The 23500-nt window shown below is 72.6% G+C and carries 15 protein-coding genes; 5 read left to right on the top strand and 10 right to left on the bottom strand.

Annotated elements, in window-relative coordinates; translation table 11 throughout:
* Position 1: 1 nt before the first annotated feature.
* The 5 genes from ABEB28_RS40585 to ABEB28_RS40605 all read left to right on the top strand — a co-directional run bounded on the left by ABEB28_RS40585 (position 2) and on the right by ABEB28_RS40605 (position 5995).
* Complete coding sequence (locus ABEB28_RS40585; RefSeq protein WP_345733642.1) at positions 2-1264, top strand: ABC transporter ATP-binding protein; 1263 nt, start codon at positions 2-4, stop codon at positions 1262-1264.
* 29 nt (positions 1265-1293) lie between these two features.
* Positions 1294-2964 carry a glycoside hydrolase family 13 protein gene (locus ABEB28_RS40590; protein ID WP_345733643.1) on the top strand — a complete coding sequence of 557 codons (1671 nt, stop codon included), beginning with the start codon at positions 1294-1296 and terminating at the stop codon, positions 2962-2964.
* A 60-nt stretch (positions 2965-3024) separates the two neighbouring features.
* A complete protein-coding gene (locus tag ABEB28_RS40595) occupies positions 3025-3366 on the top strand; it encodes an ArsR/SmtB family transcription factor (RefSeq protein ID WP_345733644.1) in 342 nt (113 codons plus the stop codon).
* A 2-nt stretch (positions 3367-3368) separates the two neighbouring features.
* Positions 3369-3626 carry a hypothetical protein gene (locus ABEB28_RS40600; protein WP_345733645.1) on the top strand — a complete coding sequence of 86 codons (258 nt, stop codon included), beginning with the start codon at positions 3369-3371 and terminating at the stop codon, positions 3624-3626.
* A gap of 116 nt (positions 3627-3742) precedes the next feature.
* Entirely contained in the window at positions 3743-5995 is a 2253-nt protein-coding gene (locus ABEB28_RS40605) for an MMPL family transporter (protein WP_345733646.1), read from the top strand.
* An 84-nt stretch (positions 5996-6079) separates the two neighbouring features.
* On the opposite strand, the gene ABEB28_RS40610 is transcribed toward ABEB28_RS40605, so the two are convergent.
* The 10 genes from ABEB28_RS40610 to ABEB28_RS40655 all read right to left on the bottom strand — a co-directional run bounded on the left by ABEB28_RS40610 (position 6080) and on the right by ABEB28_RS40655 (position 23500).
* Complete coding sequence (locus tag ABEB28_RS40610; RefSeq protein ID WP_345733647.1) at positions 6080-8776, bottom strand: hypothetical protein; 2697 nt, start codon at positions 8774-8776, stop codon at positions 6080-6082.
* Positions 8776-10680, bottom strand: coding sequence for a hypothetical protein (locus ABEB28_RS40615; RefSeq protein WP_345733648.1), 1905 nt, complete (start codon positions 10678-10680; stop codon positions 8776-8778). The genes ABEB28_RS40610 and ABEB28_RS40615 overlap by 1 nt, the downstream gene beginning before the upstream one ends.
* Entirely contained in the window at positions 10677-10985 is a 309-nt protein-coding gene (locus ABEB28_RS40620; protein ID WP_345733649.1) for a hypothetical protein, read from the bottom strand. The genes ABEB28_RS40615 and ABEB28_RS40620 overlap by 4 nt, the downstream gene beginning before the upstream one ends.
* Positions 10985-12415, bottom strand: coding sequence for a serine/threonine-protein kinase (locus tag ABEB28_RS40625; RefSeq protein WP_345733650.1), 1431 nt, complete (start codon positions 12413-12415; stop codon positions 10985-10987). Before ABEB28_RS40625 ends, ABEB28_RS40620 begins: the two co-directional genes overlap by 1 nt.
* Positions 12415-13452, bottom strand: a complete 1038-nt coding sequence (locus ABEB28_RS40630; RefSeq protein ID WP_345733651.1) for a hypothetical protein — start codon at positions 13450-13452, stop codon at positions 12415-12417. The genes ABEB28_RS40625 and ABEB28_RS40630 overlap by 1 nt, the downstream gene beginning before the upstream one ends.
* Before the next feature lie 11 nt (positions 13453-13463).
* Positions 13464-17231, bottom strand: a complete 3768-nt coding sequence (locus ABEB28_RS40635; RefSeq protein ID WP_345733652.1) for a penicillin-binding transpeptidase domain-containing protein — start codon at positions 17229-17231, stop codon at positions 13464-13466.
* A gap of 161 nt (positions 17232-17392) precedes the next feature.
* Positions 17393-18805: a DUF4407 domain-containing protein gene (locus ABEB28_RS40640; RefSeq protein ID WP_345733653.1), complete on the bottom strand. Its 1413-nt coding sequence runs from the start codon at positions 18803-18805 to the stop codon at positions 17393-17395.
* Positions 18806-18818: 13 nt separating this feature from the next.
* Complete coding sequence (locus tag ABEB28_RS40645) at positions 18819-19925, bottom strand: aromatic ring-hydroxylating oxygenase subunit alpha (protein ID WP_345733654.1); 1107 nt, start codon at positions 19923-19925, stop codon at positions 18819-18821.
* Positions 19922-21073, bottom strand: a complete 1152-nt coding sequence (solA, locus tag ABEB28_RS40650; RefSeq protein ID WP_345733655.1) for an N-methyl-L-tryptophan oxidase — start codon at positions 21071-21073, stop codon at positions 19922-19924. The genes ABEB28_RS40645 and solA overlap by 4 nt, the downstream gene beginning before the upstream one ends.
* A 27-nt stretch (positions 21074-21100) precedes the next feature.
* The gene (locus tag ABEB28_RS40655) at positions 21101-23500 is read right to left on the bottom strand and encodes a GcvT family protein (RefSeq protein ID WP_345733656.1); all 2400 of its coding nucleotides are present in this window, start codon (positions 23498-23500) and stop codon (positions 21101-21103) included.

Raw genomic sequence — 23500 nt, forward strand, 5'->3', positions numbered from 1 at the left:
CATGGCAGCCATCGAGATGCGCAACATCGTCAAGGAGTACGGCGACGGCTTCAAGGCCGTGAACGACGTCAGCATCGACATCGCCGACGGCGAGTTCATGATCCTGGTGGGTCCCTCCGGGTGCGGCAAGTCGACGCTGCTGCGGATGATCGTCGGCCTGGAGGACATCACCGACGGCGACATGATCATCGGCGGAAACCGGGTGAACGAGAAGGCACCCCGGGACCGGAACCTGTCGATGGTGTTCCAGAACTACGCGCTCTACCCCCACCTCTCGGTGTTCGAGAACATCGCGTTCCCGCTGCGGCTCAAGCGCGGCGTCAAGGAGGAGGAGATCAAGCAGCGGGTGGAGGAGGCAGCGGCCACGCTCGAGCTGACCGAGCACCTCCAGCGCAAGCCCGCGAACCTCTCCGGCGGCCAGCGTCAGCGGGTCGCGATGGGCCGGGCGATCGTGCGCCAGGCCGACGCGTTCCTCTTCGACGAGCCGCTCTCCAACCTCGACGCCAAGCTGCGCGGCCAGATGCGCACCGAGATCTCCCGGATGCAGCGTCGGCTGGGCACCACGACCGTCTACGTCACCCACGACCAGACCGAGGCGATGACGCTCGGCGACCGGGTCGCGGTGCTGCGCAAGGGCGTGCTCCAGCAGGTCGCCTCGCCCCGGGAGCTCTACGAGCAGCCGGTCAACCTGTTCGTCGCCGGATTCATCGGTTCGCCGCCGATGAACTTCCTGCCGGCCGTGGTCGAGAAGACCCGGTTACGGTTGCCGTTCTTCGATCTCGACGTGTCGGCCGAGGTCGCCGAGCGGATCGCGCAGTGCGACCTGGTGCTGGCCGGCGTGCGTCCGGAGTACTTCGAGGACGCGCGGGTCGTCGACGCCTCGAAGCGGGACGCCGGGACGACGTTCCGCGCCCGGGTGGACGTGACCGAGTGGCTCGGTGACTCGCAATACGCCTACCTGCCGTTCGAGGCGCCTCCCGAGGTGGTCACGCAACTGGCCGAGCTGGCCAAGGAACTCGACACCGAGGCGCTGCGCACCCAGGCCGTCGTCTCGATCGACTCGATGAGCCGGATGCGGGAGAACGCCGACGCCGAGTTCTGGGTGGACACCCGCCGGATCCACCTGTTCGACCCGCGCACCGGGGACAACCTGACCCGGGACGAGGAGGTGGCCGCCGAGCTCGCGCAGGAGGAGGAAGAGGAGGTCCGGGCCCGGACCGCGGAGCAGGAGCGCACGCCGGCGGACGGCGCCGACCGGGCCTGACGCAGCCGCACACGGGGGAAGGGGCACGGATGGCCGGCGACGAGTGGTGGCGGAGCGCGGTGATCTACCAGGTCTACATCCGCAGCTTCGCCGACGGGAACGGCGACGGGCTGGGCGACGTCGCCGGGATCCGGAACCGTCTGCCGTACCTCGCGGACCTGGGCGTCGACGCGATCTGGATCAACCCGTGGTACCCGTCGCCGATGGCCGACGGCGGCTACGACGTCAGCGACTACCGGGACGTCGATCCCCGCTTCGGGACGCTCGCCGAGGCGGAGAGCCTGGTGGACGAGGCGCACGCCCACGGGCTGCGGGTGCTTCTGGACATCGTGCCGAACCACACGTCCGACGCGCACCCGTGGTTCCGGAGTGCGGTGGCGGCCGGCCCCGGTGCGCCGGCCCGCGACCGCTACCTGTTCCGGCCGGGCCGGGGTGCGGACGGTTCGGTGCCACCCAACGACTGGTCCAGCGTCTTTGGTGGCCCGGCCTGGACCCGGGTGACCGAGCCGGACGGCCGGCCGGGGCAGTGGTACCTGCACCTGTTCGACCCCTCCCAGCCGGACCTGAACTGGGACCATCCGGCCGTGCGGGCCGAGTTCGTCGCCACGCTCCGGTTCTGGTTCGACCGTGGTGTCGACGGGTTCCGGATCGACGTCGCGCACTCGCTGATCAAGGAGCCGGGCCTGCCCGACCTGGCGGGCCGGCGGTTCCCGGCTCCCGGAAGCGCGGACGGACATCGTGGGCCCGGCGTGGAGGCGCACCCGCACTGGGACCGCGAGGAAGTGCACGAGGTCTACCGCGAGTGGCGCGCGGTGGCCGACACCTACGACCCGCCGCGGATCTTCGTGGCCGAGGCCTGGGTGGACGAGCCGGAGCGGCTCTCCCGGTACCTGCGCCCGGACGAACTGCACACCGCGTTCAACTTCATCTACCTGATGGCCCCGTGGCGCGCCGCCGACCTGCGCCGCACGATCGTCCGGACCCTCGCGGAGCACCTCGCCGTCGGCGCGGCGCCGACCTGGGTGCTGTCCAACCACGACGTCGCCCGGCACGTGTCGCGCTATGCCCGTGCCGAGCAGTCCACGCCGACCCGGCAGCTCGACGATCTGCTCGATCGCCCCGCCGACCTGGCACTCGGTACCCGCCGCGCCCGGGCCGCCCTGCTGCTCACGCTCGCGCTGCCCGGGAGCGTCTACCTGTACCAGGGGGAGGAGCTGGGCCTGCCCGAGGTGGAGGACCTGCCCGAGGACGTGCTGCAGGACCCGACCTGGCACCGGTCCGGCCACACCGAGCGAGGCCGCGACGGAAGCCGCGTGCCGCTGCCCTGGAGCGGTAGTTCGCCGCCGTTCGGGTTCGGGCCGGGGCCGACGACCTGGCTGCCCCAGCCGCCGTCGTGGGCGGGGCTGACGGTCGAGGCGCAGGCCGGCGATCCGGCGTCGATGCTGGAGCTCTACCGAACGGCCCTGCGTACTCGCCGGACGATGCCGACGCTCCCGAGCGCGCCGTTCCGGTTCCGGGACGAGTTCGGGCCGGACGTCGTCGCGTTCGAGCGGGACGCCGGGTTCCTCTGTGTCGTGAACCTCGGGCGCTCGCCGGTGCTGCTACCGCCGCGGGCGACCGTCCTGCTGGCCAGCACACCGCCGGAGGAGCAGGTCACGGGCGTCCTGCCCGTGGACGCCGCGGTGTGGCTCGGACCGTGAGGCACCGCACGCGCTAACTTTTCTTTGCATGTGCCGCTCCTGGTTGTCTAGGGTGAGTCCGTGACGCGCTCACCGCCCACCGGGGACGAACTGGTCGCGGTCCTGTCGACGCTGGCCAACCCGCACCGGTTGCGGGTGGTCGCGGCGCTGCGCCGGGAGCGGACGTACGTGAGCCGGCTCGCCCGTGAGTTGGGCATCAGCCGGCCGCTGCTCCAGGTGCACCTGCGCAAACTGCAGGCCGCCGGCTTGGTCACGTCGCAGCTCGAGCTCTCCGAGGACGGCAAGGCGCTGCGCTACTACCAGGTGACCGAGTTCGCGTACCAGCTCACCCCGGACACCATCACGGCCGCGGTGCCGACCCTCAGCACGAACCCACCCGCCGAAGCGACGAAGGGAACCTGACCATGGACGGGCACGAAATGGCGGAGGTCGTGGGGACGGTCGGCATCTTCACGTTCATCACGGTCGTCGTCTGGCAGCTGTTCGCCACCTGGCGTGCCAAGGCCGCGCTCGTCCGCGAGGCCGAGTACCGCGAGCTCGCGGCCCGGCTGGTCACCGGCCAGGAGGAGTCCAACCGGCAGCTGGCCGACCTGTCCGGTCAGCTCTCCGACCTCCGCACCCGCATGACGCAGTTGGAACGCGTCCTGACCGAGGTGGAGTAACCGCGCCGAAAGCGTGGGCCGTCGAGCGGCAACTCGACGGCCCAGGTGAAGAAGCACTTCCTCGCCTGCACGGCGAGTTCTACCGAATCGCTCCTCCAGTGAAAGGACACCAGGTCATGCTGGGTCTGCGCAACTCTCCCTCCGGCGTGCCCGAAAACCGGCCGCCGCTCCGGCCGCCGGTCGTGGAGCGGATCGCCGACTGGTCGGCCCGCCACCGGTTCGTCGCGATCGCCGGGTGGCTCGTGGCGGTCCTGCTCGCGGTCGTCGCCGGCGGCCTGGTACCCGGGCCCGGCGCCCGCAGCGTCGATCCGGGCGAGACCGGCCGCGCGCAGCAGGTGCTCGACGCCCAGGAGGATGCCCAGGCGATCCAGGAGAGCGTCCTGGTCCAGGCCGCGGACCCGGCCGCGGTGCGGACGGCGGTGGCCGGGCTGGTCGCGGCGTTGCGCGGGGCCGCGGTCGCCGAGGTGTGGTCACCCCTCGATCCGGGCCGTACCGAGCGGCTGACGCCCGACCGGCGCTCCGCACTCGTCACGTACCAGATCGCCGGGCCGGTCGAGGGAGCGTCGGTGCGCGCCGACGAGGTGGCCGCGGTGGTCGGCCGCGTCGCGGACGACCACCCCGGCGTCCGGCTCGCCCTCGCCGGTGACCGGAGCCTCGCCGCGGCGGTCGAGACCGCGATCGGCGACGACGTGCGTCGCTCCGAGCGGATCTCGCTGCCGCTCACCGTGGCGATCCTGCTCGTCGTGTTCGGAGCACTGGTCGCCGCGAGCATCCCGGTGCTGCTCACCGCGACCGCCGTCGTGACCACGTTCGGTCTGCTGCAGGTCGTCGACCACTGGCTGGCGGTGAACAGCGCGGCCAACACGATGGTGCTGCTGATCGGCGTCGCGGTCGGCGTCGACTACGCGCTGTTCTCGCTGCGGCGGGTGCGGGAGGAGCGTGCCGCCGGGCAGGACACCCGGAGCGCGGTGCGGATCGCCGCCCGGACCTCCGGCCGGGTGATCCTGGTGTCCGGTTTGATCGTCATCGTCTGCTTGAGCGGTCTGCTGCTGACCGGGATCGGCGTGTTCCGTGGCGCGGCGATCGGGATCGCGCTCGTCGTCGCGGTGGCGATGCTGGGCTCGCTGACCGTCCTGCCCGCGGTGCTCGCCGCGCTCGGACACCGGGTCGAGTGGGGGCGCCTGCCCTGGTGGGGCCGGCGTCGTGCGGCCGGACGTCCGTCCAGGGCGTGGGGGCGGCTGGCGTCCGCGGTCACCCGGCGGCCGGTGGCCTGGGGCGGCGCCGCGGTGGTGGGGCTGCTGCTGATGGCCGTGCCCGCCACCGGCATGCGCTTGCAGGACGCCCCGGTCACCGACAGCCTGCCGCGGAGCGTTCCGGCGATCGACGCCGGCGTGCGGATGAACGACGCGTTCCCGGGCGCCGCCGCGCCGGCTCGCGTCGTCGTGTGGGCCGACCCGGGCGTTCCGCTCGACGCCCGGCAGGTGGCCGAGGCGCTGGGCGGGATCGACCGCGTGACGGTAGCGGAGTACGGGGACGCCGTCCTCGCCCGGGTTCCGCTGCCCGGCTCGGGTACCGACCCGACGTCCACCCGGGCGCTGCGGGACCTGCGCACCCAGGTCCTGCCGGACGCGCTCCACGACCTCGACGGCGTCCACTGGGCGGTGGCCGGGCGCACCGCGTTCGCCGCCGACTTCGCCGACCAGCTCTCCCGCCGGACGCCGCTGGTGCTCGCGTTCGTCCTCGGGCTGGCGTTCGTGCTGCTCTTCGCGGTGTTCCGGTCGATCCGGGTCGCGGCGGCGTCGATCGGGCTGAACCTGCTGTCGGTGGGGGCCGCGTACGGCGTCCTGACCTGGGTGTTCCAGGAGGGGAACCTGAGCGGTCCGCTCGGCTTCACCGCGTACGGAGGCGTCGTCGGCTGGCTACCGCTGTTCCTGTTCGTCCTGCTGTTCGGGTTGAGCATGGACTACCACGTGTTCATCCTCAGCCGGATCCGCGAGCGCCGGGCGGCGGACGCGGCGGTCGGCCCCGGTGCGCACCGAGACGCGATCGTCGGCGGGATCGCGTCCAGCGCGGGGGTGGTGAGCAGCGCCGCCGTGATCATGACCGCGGCGTTCTCGATCTTCGTGACGCTCAGCGCGGTCGAGTACAAAATGCTCGGTGTCGGTGCGGCGGTCGCGATCCTGCTCGACGCCACCGTGGTGCGCGGCGTGCTGCTGCCCGCGACGCTGGCGGTGCTGGGCCCCCGTGCCCTAGGACCGCGCCGTGCCCCCGAACCGCCCCGGTCCACGCTCGACCCCCGATCGGTGGTCGACGAATCGTCCGGTACCCGACATGACGCTGTCCCGAATCCCGCGAATGCGGATGGATAGGAGGCGCCCGACGGGGTGCAACCGTCGGGGTCAGGGGGCCAGGGACGGGCGCCACGGGGGAGCCCGTCTCTGCGAGGCCCCTCGTCAGGACAGCATCAGCACCGGCTGAGCGTCCAGCTTCTCCGCGGCGTCCAGCACCGCGGCGCCGTCCTCCTTCGATCGCTCCTCGGCGATCGTCATGGCTGCGAAGTCGCTGGTCGGTCCCTTGTCGACCAGGACGTACACGGTCACGTACGAGCCGCGCAGTGGCGCCGCGAAGGCGTGCTCCACCGCGTACGTGCCGCTCGGCCCGGCGTCGACCAGCTTCGTCGTCGCCTCGACCGCGATTCCCCTGGTGTCGTAGCGGACGAGTACCGCCCGGACCGACGGCGCCGGCGCGGTGGCCGTCTTGAATCCACAGGAGACCTGCTGGGTCCCGCCGTAGCTCGAGTTCGTCGCCCAGAAGTCCGGGGCGGTGGGGCTCTGCGCCGAGCCCTGGGTGGTTCCGCTCCGGCTGGCGGTCGGTGTCCGAGGCTCGTCGTCCGAGCCGCCGACCGCCATCCAGACCACTGCGACGACCACGGCGACGATCAGCACCAGCACGCCGAGCACGGCCGCGATCCCGGCGGGGCCCGGCGGCCCGGCGTCGCCCCCCGGCCCGGCGTCGCGCTTCCGGAGGACGGGGGCGAAGAACGCCGCGAGACGGCTCCGGGTCCGGTGCGCGACCCTCCGGTCGGAGCCGGGCTCGACGTCGGCGTCGGAGGCGTCCGGGCGGGAAGCGTCCGGGCGGGAGCCGTCGGAGCGGGAAGCATCGGGGCGGGAGGCGTCGCGCGTGCGCGCCCCGGCGGACTGCGCGCCCCGCTGGGCGGCGGCGAGCTGCTGGCGCGTCGTCGTCAGCTCCTGCCGGGCCGACGCCAGCTCCTGCCGCGCCGAGGTCAGCTCGCGATGCTCGTCCTGCCACAGCGGGAGCACCTGGCCGACGAGATCCGCCGTCGTCCTGGTCAGTCGCGGCAGGCTACCGAGGTCCCGCAGGTGCGCCTCGAGCGTCGTCGACTGGGTGTCGGACACGGCGACCAGCACGTCGCGTTCGTCGTAACCGTGCTGGAGAAGGCACTCCAGCCCCGCGTCGACGACGATCGTCCGGTCGGACGCCGCGCGGGCCCGGTCCCGCGTGGTCCTGGCGGCGTAGGACGCCATCCGCGCCCACCACTGCGGCGGCGTCGGTCCCTCGATCTGCCGGTGCGCGGCCGCGTCCGCAGCCTGCTCGTTCACCCAGCCGGTGACCAGGGCGTACAGACGTTCGTCCCACTCAGCCGGCCGCTCGGAGACGGCCAGCGCGCAGGCGAGGAGACCACCGAACAGCCGGGCGGAGCGGACGTCCAGCTGTTCGGTCACCGCGCGGACCGCACCCAGTGGGTCGACCGACGTCTCGATCTGCCGCCGCACGTCGTCGCCGACCGCGTCGCGCTGCCGGATGCGGGCAGCGATCCCGGCGGCGTCGAACGGGTACAGGTCGGGGTGGTCGGCCGGCTGGTACCCCATGGCCTTGAACAGGGGCGCGCAGGCGATCCGCGCCGCCTGGCTGCTCCAGCGCCCGTACCGCGCGGTGAACGCCTGGATCAGGGCCCAGTTCTGCTCGTGGTCGAGGCTCTGGTTCACGATCGAACCCAGCCAGGCGAGGTACCCGTCGGACGGTGAACGGTCATCGCTGGGCAGGCCCAGCGCGTCCGCGACCGCGTCGTCGGTCTGCAGATGGCCGAGAAGCCCCTGGAACAGCAGCACGGCGACCCCGGTCTCCAACGTCGCGCTCCCGCCGCGGATCAGCCCGGCCGCGGCGTGCGGCGCCGAGGCCGCGTACTGCCGGACCGTGTCCGGCGCGGCGAGCAGCTTGGCCGTGTGTCCCTCGCTCACCAGACGCGGGACGTCGAGCGCCGGGCGCTGCCAGGCGGCGTAGGTGCGCTCCAACGCGGTCCGCACCGACTCGGCGTTCGCGGTCTCTTCCGGGTCGGCGACGTAACCCTGGGCCAGGCCGCGCGCGACGAGCGTCACCAGGTCGCCGGTGTCCGCGCCGCGCTCCAGCCGACGCCGCTGCCCGCGCATGTTGTCGAGCCAGAGGTCGACCTCGGCCGCCGCCGACCCGGCGAGCCGGCGCATGGGCGGCGACCACTCGCCGACGACGGCGTTCTGCGCCGCGCGGACGGACTTCGCCGGCTGCAGCAGGCAGGTGTGCCAACGCAGCGCCCGCGACACCTTCGTCGGAACCACCGCGAGCACCGCGGGCAGCACGTTCGCCATCAGCTCCGGTCCGGCCGGCACGATCGTCATGCCGGCCGAGCCCAGCAGCGCGGTGAGCAGCTCCGCGGTGGCCTTCTCGAACTCGGCGTCGCCGGTGACCGCGGACGCGACCGCCGGTACGCTCACCTCCGACCGGCTCCACGGCATCCGGTCGGCGCTGCCGCGGTCCGCGCTGGTCACCAGTGCCGCCGCCGCACGCCAGACGACCGACGCCGGATGCCGGCCGTGAGCGAAGGCGAACTGGACGGTGCCCGCCCGGTGCCCGAGGCCGCGGCCCTGCACGGTGAAGCACCAGTGGTCCGCCGAGCCGATCGGAACCGAGGACAGGCTCCAGATCGGAATTCCGGTGAGGTCCTGGAGGCTCTCCGGCGGCTGGGGGACCAGCTGGAGCTGGTCGTTCGCGACCGCCCAGTACTGGTCGGGGACGTTCTCGGTGGACTCCCGCTCCTGCCGCCAGCCCTGGCCGGTGTCGGTCCACCCGACGGTGGTGAAGCCCACGGTCTCCATCACAGCACTCCTCGGAGCACGCGCAGCAGCAGCTGGGTCAGGGAGGCGGATCGTTCCTCGGTGTCGGCGAAGTCGACGTCGTCGTCGAGCGGATCCATCGCCGGCCGGTCCCGGCCCGCGCGCTCCTGCGGCGTCGCCGCGAGCGGCGAGCAGAGGAAGATCCGCAGGTCCGCCCAGGGCATGCTCATCAGTCCGACCATCGCCTCGCCGTATCCCAGCGCGAAGACCAGGCCGCAGCCCATCGCGGACATCACCAGGTCACGGGTGAGCAGCGGGTCGTCCACACCGGCCCGTCCCGCCTGGTCGGGTGTTCCCGGCTGGAGCGCGAGGCGCAGATGCTCGCCGATCGACGGGACGTGCAACACCGGCCCGTCGTAGTACGGATCCGCCGGATCGTTGCCGAGCCGCACGTCGGCGGCTTGGCCTTCCTCCACGAGCTGCCAGAAGAGGCGGGCGTCCGAGTAGTGGTCGAGCAATGAGTCCGCCAGGTCGGAGAGGCGCTGCTGCAGCACGTACTCGTCGGCGACCACGCGGACGTCGAGCCGCTTGAGCAGCTCGGCGCAGTCCGGGTCCGGGTGGTAGACCTCGCCGACGTTGCGGGCGACGTGGTCGAAGTAGTGCACGATCCCGGCCTTGAACGCGCCGCTCCTGCCGATGTCGTCCAGCCGCATCTTCTCCAGCGCCAGCCGGATGACGTCGACCTTGCTGACCGCCACCAGCAGCCGGACCCGGCCGAGGTCGTCGGTGAGGAACTCACCCTCGAGCTTCGTGATCCGCTGGGCGATCGTGCGCTGCACCCGGCGACGCTGCGCCCGGACCGTCCGGGTGAAGTTCTCGGCGTCCGGGTCGTCGCTGGTGGCGCCGGGGCGGAGGCTGCCGCGCAGCAGGCGGTCGTAGGAGCCGGCCTCCTGGGACTCCAGCGCCTCGCGGGCGAACCGGTCGAACACCGACGCCTCGAGCAGCGGGTCGATCGCCCAGACCAGCGCGTTGTAGCCGCGCAGGGCGGCCCGCTCGCGGACGGTGCCGACCGCGCTGCGCTCGTCCCGATCCTCGAAGAACTCGCCGGCGAGGTCGACGACACAGGTCCAGCCGTGCCGGCCCGAGGTGCCGTCGCCGACCCGGGTGCGCAGCATGATCGGCTGCGGCGGCATCGTGCCCCAGCTGGTCTCGTCGACCATCGTCTCGGTGACGGTCTCCTTCAGCAGTTCGGTCACCGCGTCGTACATCACCGGAGAGACCAGGGTGTTGAGGATCTGGTACGGCGCGAGACTCTGCGCGACCGTGGCACCGATCGGCTGGCCGGTGCTGATCGTCGCGTCGTACTGGGTGCGACGCTGGTTGAGCGTGTAGTCCTCGAGCGGAGCTCCGGCGAAGGTCCGGACCGTCACCCGCTCGTCGCGTCGGCCGCCGGGGAAGTCGCCCACGTGCGTCAAGCTCTGGTCGAGCATGCGGGTGAGCAGGTAAGTCTTGCCGGACGCCACCGGCCCCATCGCGGCGACCGTGTTCCAGTAGTGGACGCCGAAGTGCTTCTCGTTCTCCCCGAGCGCGGCCGAGTACGGGAAGATGTGCCCGTTGCCGCAGAGGATGTAGGTGTACTCCACCCCGTTCGGGTGGAACGCCGGCTGGTAGGACTTGCGGGTCGCCGTGCGATTGCCCACTACCGACAGACGCCAGGTGTGCCTGCGGTCCACCGGGCTCCCGACCTCCAGGCACAGCGCCGGACGCCGCACGTAGAGGTTGTCGGCACCGACCTCCGGCACGTCCCCGAGGACCGCCGCGCAGGCCGGGCACCGATAGCCGTAGCGGGCGCGGACCTCGGCGAGGACCTCCGGACCGGGCTCCCGTGGCGCGTCGCCCGCGGTCAGCCACTTCTGGTCGAACGGCTCGAACGGCTCGTCGGTCATCGCAGCAGGCCGATCACGAGGCAGACGGCGGTGCCGACGATCAGTACCGCGAGTGCGAGGACGCCGCCGGTGCGCAGCCCGGAGACGGTACCGGCGGAGCGGCCGGCGCGGGCGGCACGGGCGAGGTAGGCGGCGATCGCGGTGTCGACGACGCCTTGGGACGACGCGCGCTTCGACGTCGGCCCGCTCCACTCGCCCAGCTGATAGGTGAGCGCGGCGAGCCGCTCGCGCTGCGGCTGGCACGCGCGCCAGACCGCGGCGTCCAGGGCACGGCGTCCGGTGAGGATCTTCAGGAACTCCGACATCAGCTCACCAGCTCCCGGAGGATCGTGACGACGAGAAGTAACGCGAACACCGGCAGACCGACCAGCCAGGGCCAGCGCGCCGCCCGGAACTGCCGCCGGGCGATCTCGCTCCCGACCAGCACGGTCGCGTCCACCACCGCGTCCGGGGCGTCCGGTGGGATGAGCGCGGCCGGGAGGGCGCGGCGCACCTCGTCGATTCCGGCGCGCTGGGCCTGGATCTGGGCGGTGTCCACCGGCGGCGGGGGCGGGCCGGTGGCGAGGCTCGGCGTTCCCGGAGTGGTTTGGCCGTTGAGGACGTCGGAGATCCACTGCTCCGCCGACCAGTTGCCGTACTCGTCGAACGGCTCGTCGAACGGCTGCACCAGCGGGTCGATCACCCCGTCCCACTCGGTGCCCCAGGCGCTGCGGAGCATCACCCGGATCTCGTCGCCGGTGATCGGACTCGGGTCCCGGGCGGCCCGCCCGATCACCGCGTCGGCGGTCGCCGTTCCGGCGACCGCACCGAGCGCCACCAGCGCGAACCCGTAGCGGTCGTGCGCCTTGAGCACCTCGGGCGTGATCGGCCGGCACGCGCGGATCGCCGCCGCCAGCTCGGGGTGCGTGTACGGGAGCGTCAGGCGGATGTCCTGCGGGCGGGAGTCCAGCCGGAGCACCGCGTCCGCATCGATGAGTACGAAGCTCTCGACGGCGCCCACCGAGTACGAGCGGACGTTGTCCGGCTTGATGTCGCAGTGCGCGATCCCGGCCTGGTGGCAGGCGTCGATACCGCGGGCGACCGCCTCCAGCTCTTGCAGCCGGTCCGTCCGGGGCACCGCACCGGCCTCGATGAACGGCATCGGCTCCGGCAGGTACCGGGTCAGCACGAGGAAGCAGTTCTCCGGCTGCGGGTTGTCGTCGCGCCCGAACCAGCTCCAGAGCCTGGCGTCCGAGGTCTCGAAGATGCCCTCGGCGTCGGCGCCCAGGTGGGTCGTGGCGACCTGCTGGACGCTCTGGTGCGTGAGGGCGGGAACGACCCAGACCGGCGCGACCGCCCAGGGCGGTCGCAGCGCGGTGCCGTTCAGGGTGGTGTTGGCGTCGAGAACGTCGCTGCTCTGCTGCTTGAAGTGGCGCATCAGCCAGTGCGCCTCGACCGGGGTCGCGCACCAGTACGCCTTCACGAACCAGTTCTTGAACGGTAACTGCGCCCGCTCGCCCCGCAGGCCCGCCCGGCCGACCTGCGCGGGAAGCGCCTCGGCGGTCAAGCCGCGGGTGTAGAGGACGTGTGCGCTGATCAGCTGCGCGTCGTGCTCGCCGTCCGCCGGAATCGGGTACTTGCGGACGACGCTCTGCCGGTTGTCCGGCGGAGCGACGTCGACCGGCAGCGCCCACCCGCCGACCGGCAGGTGGACCCGGTACCAGGGTGCGGTCTGGAGATCCGGCGCCGCGCTCATCAGGCCTCCTCAGCCGAGATCGTGTACTGCAGGACGGACTCGCCGGGCTTGGTGCGGTGTCGCCAGCGCAGGACGCCGATCCGTGGCAGGGGAACGATGTCGTTCGTCGCCAATTCGAGCGCGTCGAGTGCGATCAGGTAGTCGGGGCGGGCGCCGGTGCGCAGCAGGTGCGCGCGCCCCTGCCAGTAGCAGAGGAACAGCAGGCGCCCACCGGGGATCGAGCGGAGCAGGCTCAGGTCCATTCCGGCGGCGCCGTCCTCCGCGCCGCCGACGCCGCGCCCGACCGGGACCCAGACCGGAGCAGGACGCAGCGTGAACAGCCAGCTCGGCGCGGTGGGCGACGGGGCAGCGCCGTAGCTGAAGCGGATCGTCCGCTGGCCGGAGAGCGCGCGGGGGGATCGATCCGGGCCGAGCTGGGGGATCGGCGGCAGCGACGCCAGCGCCTCGGCGGCCGGGTCGTGCGGTGCGTCGGAACTCACGAGCGGCACGGACGCCCGGCCCGGGACCGTCGTGGGCTCCAGCGAGGGCGGCGGCCCGATCGGGTTCGTGGTCGGCTGCGTGAACCGTCGGCGCGTCGGCGCACCGGGGGACGCCGGAGCGAGCGGGCGTGCGGGCGATCGGGGCACCGTGAAGCGCGAGTCGGCGCTCGCCGGCTCTGCCGCGGGAGGGGTCGGCGGTTCCGCCGCGGGAGGCGCCGTCGGAGGTGCGGGACGCGTGTCGGGCGGCGGGGCCTCGGAGCTGGTGGCGCCCGGGAGCCGGAGCCGGTATCCCTTGCCGACCAGCCCGTCCCCGCCGACGACGTCCGCTGCGACGTGCGCGGTACCCAGATTGACCTGGACGATCTGCGCCAGCGCGTCGGCGATGTTCGCGCGGAAGCGACGGTCGGCGGCCAACTCGTGCTCGGTCTCCACGACGACGCGGATCGGTCCGCCGGCTTCGATCAGCTCGGTGCCGTGCTCGGCGCAGAACTGGCTCACCTCCGCGAGCACCGCCTCGTACACCTCGGCCGCGTCCTCGCGCCGCTGTCGGTCGCCCACCGGAAACCTCCTCATTCGACGGCGTCGATGACCTGTTGGATGAGCCATCTGGCCCGCTTGCTCCCGGCCACGTCGTCCGGCGCATCCAGGGCGACCGCGAACGACACCGGACCGTCCGCGCCCTGCACGATCCCGACCAGCCAGGCCGTGCGGCACGCGTAGACGTCGGACGGGCAGGCGTCGTCGGGATGGATCTCGTGCGTGCCGGTCTTCACGAAGAGATCGCCCTCCGCCGTCAGCGCCTCGGCGGTGCCGTACTCGGCGGTCTTGCTCAGCGCGGCCCGGAGTTCCGCGGCCTCCGCCGGGGTGAGCGCCGACGCCGCCCGCACCGGCGCCACCTGCGTCGTCACCCCGGTCGCCGGGTCGGTGACGGCGGTGACCAGCAGCGGCCGGACCGGGACGCCGTCGTTCGCGATCGCGGCCATCACCGTGGCCAGGCCGATCGGAGTGCCCTCGACCTGACCCTCGCCGATCGCGTTGAGTCCCCGGCCGGATCCGGCCTCCGGGTTGGCCGGGATCCGGGTGTCGCTACCGAGTGTGCGATCGGCGAACTGCTGCGGCTCGGTCGCGCCGTAGCCCACGGTGCCGTCCTCGTTCGTCACGAGCGACTCCACGGTCAACCCGAGCGACGTCGCCATCCGGCTGATCGCGTCCCAGCCGACCGTGCGGGCGAGCTCCACGAACGCCGTGTTGCACGAGTACGCGAGCGCGTCGGTCAGCGTGATCGTGCCGTTCTCGGTGGCCGGGCACGCCCCGTCGGAGTAGTTGCGGATCGGTCGGTTGCCGTCCCACGTGGTGGTGGGCGGCGCCGGGATCCGATCCGACGCGTGGTGGCCCGGCTGGTGCAGGTAGGCGGCGGCCACCACGACCTTGAACGTGGAGCCGAGGCCGAACCGGCGGCCGACCACCCGGTTCACGTCGGTCGACGGCAGGTCGGTCACGGACTTCCGGCCGCCGACGTACCGGCGCTCGATCTCCTGCTCGGCGGCCTTCCGTGCGGTCTCGCCCTTCGTCGGTTCCTGCAGCCGGTAGTAGCCGCATCGGCGTCGCTCGTCGGCGTCGCGCTGCCCGACGCCGCAGTCGGTGCCGGGCCGCCCGGTGATCTCCCCGTCGTCGCCGACGACACCGGATCGCTGGCGGGTCTCCCACTCGGTGACGTCCGGACGCTCGCCGAACGGGGTGTCCGACGTCGGCGACGCGGTGGACGTCGGGGCGGCGCCGCAGGGACCCGGGCCCGCCGGCTCCGGAACGCTGCTTCCGGCGAGCACGCGCCCGGTGGAGGCGTCCATCACCACGATGCCGCCGGCGAGCGGGCTCCCACCCTCCGGGCTGGACCGTCGCATCGCGGTGTTGACGGTCCGCTGCAGGGCCGGGTCGAGACCGAGCGTCAGACCGCCGTCCGGCACGTCCCCGCCGGGCAGCAGCCGGCGGCGCAGGCTCGATCCCGCGGTCGCGCCACCGCCGATGACGTCGGAGTACGCGACGTCGAGCAGCCCGGACCGTCCGTCGCCGACCCGGAGCAGGCCGCCGAGGTCCGCCGCGGTGAGCCGGTCGGGGCCGCACGGTCCGGCCCAGCTCCCGGAGGTGCGCGTGGTGGCCAGCACGGTGTCCCCGATCCGCACCTCCAGCCGCGACCGATTGGCCGCCACCAGATCGGTCGAGCACTGGGCCGGATCGATCGGGCGGGTCGACGGACCGGCCGATCCGTACGACGGCGTGGGCTCGGACGCGCAGGCGTACCGGTTCTCGTCGTAGGCCGCCCAGACCGAGGTCAGGCTCGGCCACGGTGCCCGGTACGGGGTCAGCGTCACCAGGACGCCGACGACCAGGCACAGCGGAAAGCTCAACCCGATCAGCACCCGCGCCGGTGGCCCGGGCAGCCGGGCCGCCAGACCGGTCGCTGCCACCGGACGCTGTCCTGCGCGACGGATCGGCGCCCCGGCGGCGCGGGCGGCGTGGAACGTACCGGCGTAACCGGCGACCGCGACCGCGGCGATCGCCAGGATCAGCGCCAGCGAGGCCTGCGGGCCGCGGGAGAGGAACGGCGCGGTGATGCCGGAGTGCGGGACGGCGCCGAGCGTCGCGGCGAACACGAACACGAACTGGCCGGTGATCAGCGCGGCGAGACCGGTGCCGAGCAGCGCCGCGACCGTCAGCTGCCTGCGGGTTCCGCGGAACCGCCCGGCCGTGGGCTGCTGCTCGCTGCGGGGAGCGAGGTCCGCCGGGAACTGGATCAGCGCCAGCCCGAGGAGCACGATCGCGGCCGCGCACGCCAGCACGGTCAGCCCACCGAGCTTGTTCCACGCCGACGCCAGCACGAAGTCGGTGGATGCCGCCGCCAGCGGCGGGTCGAGGACGTCGGCGAGCCCTCGGCCCCAGAGGCCACCGTCGTTCACCGCGGCGAGGGCGTGGGCGAGCTGCGACCGTTCGCTCTCCAGGTCGACGACGCCGAGCCGCTGGCACACCTCGGCGCCGTCGGGAACGCCGGCCGGGGGAGTGGCACCGTCCGGCAGCGGATAACACGGGGCGTTCCAGCGGTACGCCCACGGATCGCGCCAGATCAAAAAGCGCTCGCTCACGTAGTCGGTGAACGGCGCGACGACGGCGGCCAGCGCGGCCAGTGCGGCGGCGATCAAGCCGTACGGCCGGAGATACCGCAGTGCCCCGGACCCGGTCCAGGCCCGCAGCCGGGCGCGCAGGCCGGGCGCCTCGCCCTCCAGCGCGTCGAACGGCGTCGCCCTCGCTTCGATGCTCAGCGCGGCCCACAGCACGCCCAGCGTGGCGGCGAGCACCGGGATCAGCGTGCCGAAGTCACTGCGCACCGCGCTGCAGAACGCGACGGCGCCGACCAGCGCCATCGGGTAGAGAAGGAAGCGCGTCTGCCGCTCGAACGTGCGGAGGCTGCGCCACGGCGTAGTCCGGAGACCGGTCCGCAGCTGCCCGATCGCGGTCCGGAGCCCGATCGTCCGGAACACGACCGCCTCGAGGCTGTGACGGCTCACGACGACTGCGAGGACGACGAGGAACAGCGCCTTGCCGAACTCCGGCGTCGCCACACCGAGGAAGACCAGGTTGTTCCCGGCGATCACCGGCGCGAGGAACGGTGCGGTGACCAGCGCACCGACCCAGAGCCACGACCAGACCGGGTTCCGCCGCGCCCGCTGTTTCCAGGCCCGCCGCCACCTGCTCCAATCCGCCCGGGCGTCGCCGGCGACCGTGGTCCGGCGCCGTGCGTCACCGGGAGCCGGCCGGTCGTCGGCGTCCGCCTGGCCGGTGCGCCGGGCCACCAGCAGCCCGACCGCGAGCAGCACCAGCAGGCCGACGATGGGCAGCCCCAGCGACTTCAGCCCCGACTCGACGACCGGACCCCGCAGGCCCTCCGCGGCTCCGCTGTCCGGCGTCCGGACCAGATTGAGCCGGATCGTCAGCTGGCAGCCGAGGTGGAGGAGCGACACGACGAGGACCAGGATCGCCAGGCCCGGCGCCGAGACGTGCACGTCCGAACGCGCCGCGTGCGCGGCCCGCAGCGCCCGGACGCCGAGGAGCAACGCGGCCAGTAGGCCGGCGCCGACCGCGTACACCCAGACGACGCTGACGCCGCCGCTGAGCCAGACGCCGATCCAGACCAGCGCCAGGGGGGCGACCAGCCACCACTGGCGTCGGCCGCCCGCGACCGGAACCGCCGCCCACGCACGGTCCCGGCGCCGGAGGAGGTCGGCCGCGAGCACGACCGCCGTGACCATTCCGGCGAGCACGAGCAGGTTACTGATCGCGCTCACGGAGAAGAATCCACTCACCGTTCTCTCTCAGGTCCGGTCGTTCTCGGGCAGCGCAATTCCGTGCGACGGCTACGCGAAATCGGCCCCTGTTCGGGGGTCGCGGATCCAACGCGGCGCGATTGCGACAGAATCGGTCGGCCGAGTCGCGGAGAAATGATCGATCAGGGTCCGAAAAGGGTGGACCCACTAGTGCGCTGGCTCGCCCGATCGAGGCGACGGCGCATTTCCTGTTCACCGAGTTCGGCCGAGAGCTCGGTCTGTTTTGTCCGTAGCCGGGCGCGGGCGGCCAACTCTTCCTCGCGCGCTTTGCTGGCGTGTTCGATGTGCTGCTCGGCGCTTTTTATCTGATCCTGATTGTAGGAAGCCAGCGCCACCTCGTACGGGCCCGGCGCACCCAGCGTCATGAGGAACTTCAACAGGACCGGAAGAACCTCGACCAGCGTGATGAACGCCCACAGCACGAGGTAGGTCGCCTGTACGCCGCTGTCCTTCGAGCGCAGCGACGACAGCGCCTCGACCCGCATCAGGAGGCCCTTGTTGCGGCTGATCGTGTCCGCCGACTCCTGCAGCGCCGCGGCCTGACCGTCCCGCCGGCGCTCGAGCTCCTGCCGGTCCGCGCCGATGTTCTGGTTGCCGACCGTGTGCAGGTGCGTGACCGCGGACGCCACGGCCGCGCTGTACTGCCGGCGGCGGGCGTCCCGTTCGTTGCTCGCCGCCTCGACCCGGACGCCGCTGTCCAGAGCCCGCTTGTAGGCCTGATCCGCCTGGTAGGCGGCGCGCGCGGCGGCCTTGACGTTGGGCTGGTCCTTGACGACCTGGTCGTTGCCGTCTTTGGCGGCGAGGTACGCCTCGTCGGTGGCGACCTTCTTCTCCCACACCCCGACCTGGTAGCGCGCGAAGATCGCCCGCCGCTCCTGGTCGCGCGTGACGTCGTGCTGGGCGGCGATCTCCTTCTCGATCTCGTTGTTGAAGACCCGGAGGACCAGCGGCGTGGAGACGACCACGCCGATCAGGAGCGCCATGAGGAGCCGGGGAAGTGCTTGGAGGAAGTTCTTCCCGACGGTGTCGCGCCGAGGGAACGCCCCGACCAGCCAGCGGTCGAGGTTCGCGATCGCCAGCCCCCAGAACAGTCCTATCGCCACGCACACCACGATCGGCGCCTGTAACGCCAGATGGAGCGCCAGGCCCGCGGAGAGCGCGGCCATGACGGCGGTCGTGAGCACCACACCGCCCAGACCTTCGTACTTGCCGGACTCTCCCGGTGTTTTCGCGAGGACTTCACGATTAGCGCCGGAAAGCCAGATCAGGAAACGCCCCACGAAAACCCCCTCGAGCCCATCGTCTCCCGCAGACCTTTGACGCTGGGCGGCGCCGGCAGTTCTTTTTCGCAGTCTAGGGGCGCGACGCAATCCACCACGGTCATCCGGGTCCGAAGTGGACCGCACGGAGTGGGGTATTGGCCGAACGACGCAGGCGCCGTCTGAACGACGGAGCGGATCGGCTGGACAGCGGAGCGGCGGACGCGGCCAGCATTGTATTCCGGTGGGTCGAGCGGACGAACGAACCGCCGTCACCGCGCGCGTTCGGTCAGTCGATTCGCGACCGCACCCAGTCGTGGAACCCGGCGAGATGGTGCTCGCTCGGCACCAGGACGCCGCCCCGGGCGTAGACCCGGGAGCTCATCGCCGGCTGAGTGCGCTCGCACGCCGCGAAGTCCTGCTGGTTGACCCGGTGGAACAGCTCCACCGACGCCGAGACGTCCCGCCCGGCATCGACTACGCCCGGCAGGTAGAGCCAGTCGCACTCGACGACGGTCCGGTCGGCGGCGAGCGGCGTCATCCGGTGCAGGATCACGTGGTCGGGCACCAGGTTGACGAACACCTGCGGGCGGACCGTGATCGCGAAGTAGCGCCGGTCCTGCGCGTCCGAGACACCGGGGATCCGGTCGTGGCCGGCCGAGCCGTTCACGGTGAACCCCTCGATGCCGTCGCCGAACTCCGCGCCGTGCCCCACGTAGTACTGCGCGGCGTATCCGTCCGCGAACTCCGGCAGCACCTCGACCAGCTCGGGGTGGATCGTCGCGCAGTGGTAGCACTCCATGAAGTTCTCGACGATCAGCTTCCAGTTCGCCGCCACGTCGTACCGGATCCGGCGCCCGACCTTCAGCGACGGCAGGTCGTAGGCGTCGATGGCGGCCAGGTCGCCGAGCCGGTCGACGACGGCGCCCTGGACGTCGTCGGCGAAGGACGGTGGCTCGTCGGCGAGGCACACCCAGACGTAGCCGAGCCACTCGTGGGTGCTCACCGGCACCAGCCCGTAGGCGGTTTTGTCCAGGCCGGGCATGCTCGCCAGGTTCGGCGCCGCGACCAGCCTGCCGGTCAGGTCGTACGTCCAGGCGTGGTAGGTGCACCGGAACGCCCGGCCGACCGCACCCTGCTCCTCGGTGCAGAGCTGGGCGCCGCGGTGCCGGCAGACGTTGAGGAAGCCGCGGATCGCCCCGTCCCGGCCGCGGACCAGGACGACGCTCTCCCTGCCGACCCGTGTGGTGCGGAACGTGCCGGGTGCGGCCAGGTCGTCGGCCCGGATCGCGGCGAACCACATCCGCTCGAAGATCTGCTCCTGCTCGCGGACGAAGACCGCCGGGTCGGTGTAGTAGGCGCCGGGCAGCGTGGCGAGCAGGTCGGTCTCGGTCACGGCGTGCTCCCCACCGGAAACGAGCGCGCCGGGTCGAAGAGCGCGATCGGGTGCCGGGTCGTCCCGTCGATCGCCAGGTCGGCGAGGACCTCGCCGACCACCGGCACGAACTTGAAGCCGTGGCCGGAGAACCCGCAGGCGACCGTCACCCGGGGGTGCTCCGGGTGGGGCGCGATGACGAAGTGCTCGTCGGGTGTCGTCGTGTACATGCAGGCGGCGCCGCGCAGGAAGGTCCCGGGGAGCGTCGGGAGGTCGCGCCCGGACCGTTCGGCCATCGCGGCGATCTCCTCGGTGTGCACCTCGCGGTCGAGCGTGTCCGGGTCCGCGTCGGTGCCCTTGCGGAAGAACGCGATCTTGACGCCGCCGTCCGGCCCGTCGATCGACGGGAACCCGTAGGTCTGGACGCCGCTCCGGTCCTCCCAGATGTAGATCGGGTGCCGCTCCGGCAGGTACGGCTCGACGCCACCCACCGGCTGGAACCAGTACTGGACCTGGCGCTCGACCCGGAGCGGCAGGCCGAGGTCGGCGAGGACGCGCGGGGCCCAGGCGCCGGGGGAGACGACGAGGTGGCCCGCGGTGTAGGTGCCCCGTGCGGTGGTCACGGCTACTCCGCCGCCGTTCGCCGACCAGTCGAGAACCGGCTCCTCGAAGTGCAGCTCCGCGCCGAGCCGGCCGGCGACCGCGAGCTGGGCGGCGACCGACGCCTCCGGGCGGACGAACCCGGCCCGGTCCTCGTAGAGGCCCACCTCGTCGTCGCGGGGGCGCAGCGTCGGGAAGCGGGACCGGATCGCGGCCGCGTCCAGCACCTGGTGCGGCAGGCCCCACTCGCGGGCCGCGGCGAGGCTGCCGGCCACCGTCGTGCTCTCCGCCGGGCCGAGGTAGAGGCCACCGGTGAGCGTCAGCAGGTCGGCGCCGGACGTCCGCTCCAGGTCTTCCCAGAGCTCGTAGGCGCGCAGCAGCAGCGGAACGTAGGCCGGGTCCTCGAAGTAGGACTGGCGGATGATCCGGGAACCGCCGTGGCTGGAACCCCGCGCGTGCGCCGGCCCGAACTGCTCCAACCCGAGGACGCGCTGCCCGCGCGCCGCGAGGTGGTGGGCCGCGGCGCTGCCCATCCCGCCCAGCCCGAGCACGATGACGTCATGAGCCATGTCGTTGTCCTCTCGCCGGGTCGCCCTTCATCGTCGGATGCGCAGCATGCCGGGGTCGACCAGGGGCTCGGTGCCGACCGTGGCGGGCAGCCGGGTGCCCAGGTAGTCGATCGTCACCGCATCGCCGGGCGCCAGCGACGCGGGCAGCCACGCGTACGCGACGCACCGCCCGATCGTGTACCCGTACGCGGCGCTGGTGACGTAACCTGCGGCGTTTCCGTCGACGTACACCGGCTCCTTGCCGAGCACCACCGCGGCCGGGTCGTCGAGCGTCAGCACGGTCAGGCGGGCGGCCGGTTCGCCGAGGTCGCGCAGCGCGTCGCGTCCGAGAAAGGCTTTGTCGTTGCGGACCGCGAACCCGAGGCCGGCCGCGTACGGGTCGTGTTCGGTGGTCATGTCGGTACCGGCGAGCCGATACCCCTTCTCCAGCCGCAGGCTGTTGAACGCGCTGCGGCCGGCCGCGATCACTCCGAGCCGCTGCCCGGCGTCCCAGAGCGTGTCCCACAGCCGTAACCCCAGGTCGGCCGAGGTGTAGAGCTCCCAGCCCAGCTCGCCGACGTAGGAGAGGCGCAGCGCGTCGACCGGGACGTCCCCGACGACCAGGTGGCGGGCCTTGAAGTACCCGAACGCGCCGTGCGAGACGTCGGTCGTGGTGAGCGGCTGGAGCAGGTCGCGGGCGCGCGGCCCCCACAGCCCGACGCAGCAGGTGCCGCCGGTGACGTCCCGGACGTGCACGTCGTCCGGGGCGTGGCGCAGGAGCCGGTCGAGGTCGAGCGGCCCGTTGACGCCGACCTGGAACCGGTCCGGGGCGAGCCGGGCGACGGTGAGGTCGCTCCGCACGCCGCCGGCCTCGGTGAGCAGCAGCGTGTACGTGACCGCGCCGGGTGCCTTGTCGAGGTTGTTCGTCGTCATCCGCTGGAGGAACGCGAGCGCGCCGGGGCCCGCGACCTCCAGTCGCATCAGCGGGGTCATGTCGTACATCGCGACCCGGTCCCGGGTGACCAGCGCTTCGGCACCCGCGGTCTTCGACCAGTGCCGGGCCGCCCAGGCGTCGCGGTCCGGGATCCCGGCGGCCTCCGGCAGGGAGTCGTTCGCGCCGAACCAGAGCGGACGCTCCCAGCCGCCGCCCTCGGTGAAGACCGCGCCGAGCTCCTGCTGGCGGGGGTGGAACGGGCTGACCCGCAGCGGCCGCGAGGTCGTCGGCGGATCGAGCGGGTGCAGGATGTCGTACACCTCGACGAAGTTGCGGATCGCGCGTTCCCGCACGTAGGACTCGGTGAGCTGCACCGGGTCGAACCGGTACAGGTCGCATTCGTGGACGTCGATCCCCGGGTCACCGTCCACGATCCACCGCGCGACCGCCCGCGCGACGCCCGCCGAGTGGGTCACCCAGACGGCCTCGGCGACCCACAGGCCGGGCAGGTCGCGGTGCTCGCCGAGCAGTGGGAAACCGTCGGCGGTGAACGAGAAGATCCCGTTGATGCCGTCGGCGACCTTCGTCTCGGCCAGCGCGGGCAGCAGCGCGACCGCGTCGTCCCAGGACGGATCGAAGTCGTCTGGGGTGAACTTCTGCACCGACGGCATCACCGACGCCTCGGCGTGCGTCCGGATCTCGGTGACCGGCATCGGACGGTGGGCGTAGGAGCCGATGCCGACGCGGTCGCCGTGCTCGCGGAAGTAGAGGTCGGCGTCCTGGTGGCGGAGGATCGGCGCGGTCGCGTCGCTCTCGGCGCCGGCGAGAGCGGCGAGCGGTCCGGTCGTGACGTACTGGTGGGCCAGCGGCAGCAGCGGTACCGGTAGCCCGACGAGCGCCCCGAACCGCGGCCCCCAGAAGCCCGCGGCGCCGATCACGATCCCCGCGTCGAAGCGTCCCCGGTCGGTCTCGACCCCCGCCACCCGGCCGTCCGGTCCGCGGAGCACCGCGGTCACGGTGTGGCCGCCGAGGAAGCGAGCGCCGTGCCCGATCGCGCGCTCCGCCTGGGCGGTGACCGCGTTCACCGCGTGGACCAGCCCGTCGGTCGGGGTGTGGTAGCCGCCCAGGATGCGGTCGGCGTGCAGCAGCGGGTGCAGGGACGCGGTCTGCTCCGGGTCGAGCACCCGGCCGGGAAGGCCCCAGGACGCCGCGAACCCGGCCCGGCGATGCAGTTCGATGAGGCGGGCCGGGGTCGTCGCGACCTCCAGGCCGCCGACCGGAAGGAAGACGTCCGCGCCGAAGCCCTGGAGCTTCTCCACCGTGTACTGGGCGAAGTTCGTCATGGTCTTGCTCGGGTTGGTCTGGAAGACCAGGCCCGGAGCGTGCGAACTCGATCCGCCGGTGGCGTAGAGCGGTCCCTGGTCGAGGACGAGGACGTCGGTCCAGCCGCGCTGGGTGAGCTCGTCGGCGATCGCGCTACCGACGACGCCCGCGCCGACGATGATCACTCGCAT

The sequence above is a fragment of the Cryptosporangium minutisporangium genome (assembly GCF_039536245.1).
In the GTDB taxonomy this organism is placed as follows: Bacteria; Actinomycetota; Actinomycetes; order Mycobacteriales; family Cryptosporangiaceae; genus Cryptosporangium; species Cryptosporangium minutisporangium.

Coding starts and splice junctions, on each gene's coding strand:
- ABEB28_RS40585 (WP_345733642.1), top strand. CDS start 2: ATGGCAGCCATCGAGATGCGCAACATCGTCAAGGAGTACGGCGACGGC.
- ABEB28_RS40590 (WP_345733643.1), top strand. CDS start 1,294: ATGGCCGGCGACGAGTGGTGGCGGAGCGCGGTGATCTACCAGGTCTAC.
- ABEB28_RS40600 (WP_345733645.1), top strand. CDS start 3,369: ATGGACGGGCACGAAATGGCGGAGGTCGTGGGGACGGTCGGCATCTTC.
- ABEB28_RS40605 (WP_345733646.1), top strand. CDS start 3,743: ATGCTGGGTCTGCGCAACTCTCCCTCCGGCGTGCCCGAAAACCGGCCG.
- ABEB28_RS40610 (WP_345733647.1), bottom strand. CDS start 8,776: ATGGAGACCGTGGGCTTCACCACCGTCGGGTGGACCGACACCGGCCAG.
- ABEB28_RS40615 (WP_345733648.1), bottom strand. CDS start 10,680: ATGACCGACGAGCCGTTCGAGCCGTTCGACCAGAAGTGGCTGACCGCG.
- ABEB28_RS40620 (WP_345733649.1), bottom strand. CDS start 10,985: ATGTCGGAGTTCCTGAAGATCCTCACCGGACGCCGTGCCCTGGACGCC.
- ABEB28_RS40625 (WP_345733650.1), bottom strand. CDS start 12,415: ATGAGCGCGGCGCCGGATCTCCAGACCGCACCCTGGTACCGGGTCCAC.
- solA (WP_345733655.1), bottom strand. CDS start 21,073: ATGGCTCATGACGTCATCGTGCTCGGGCTGGGCGGGATGGGCAGCGCC.
- ABEB28_RS40655 (WP_345733656.1), bottom strand. CDS start 23,500: ATGCGAGTGATCATCGTCGGCGCGGGCGTCGTCGGTAGCGCGATCGCC.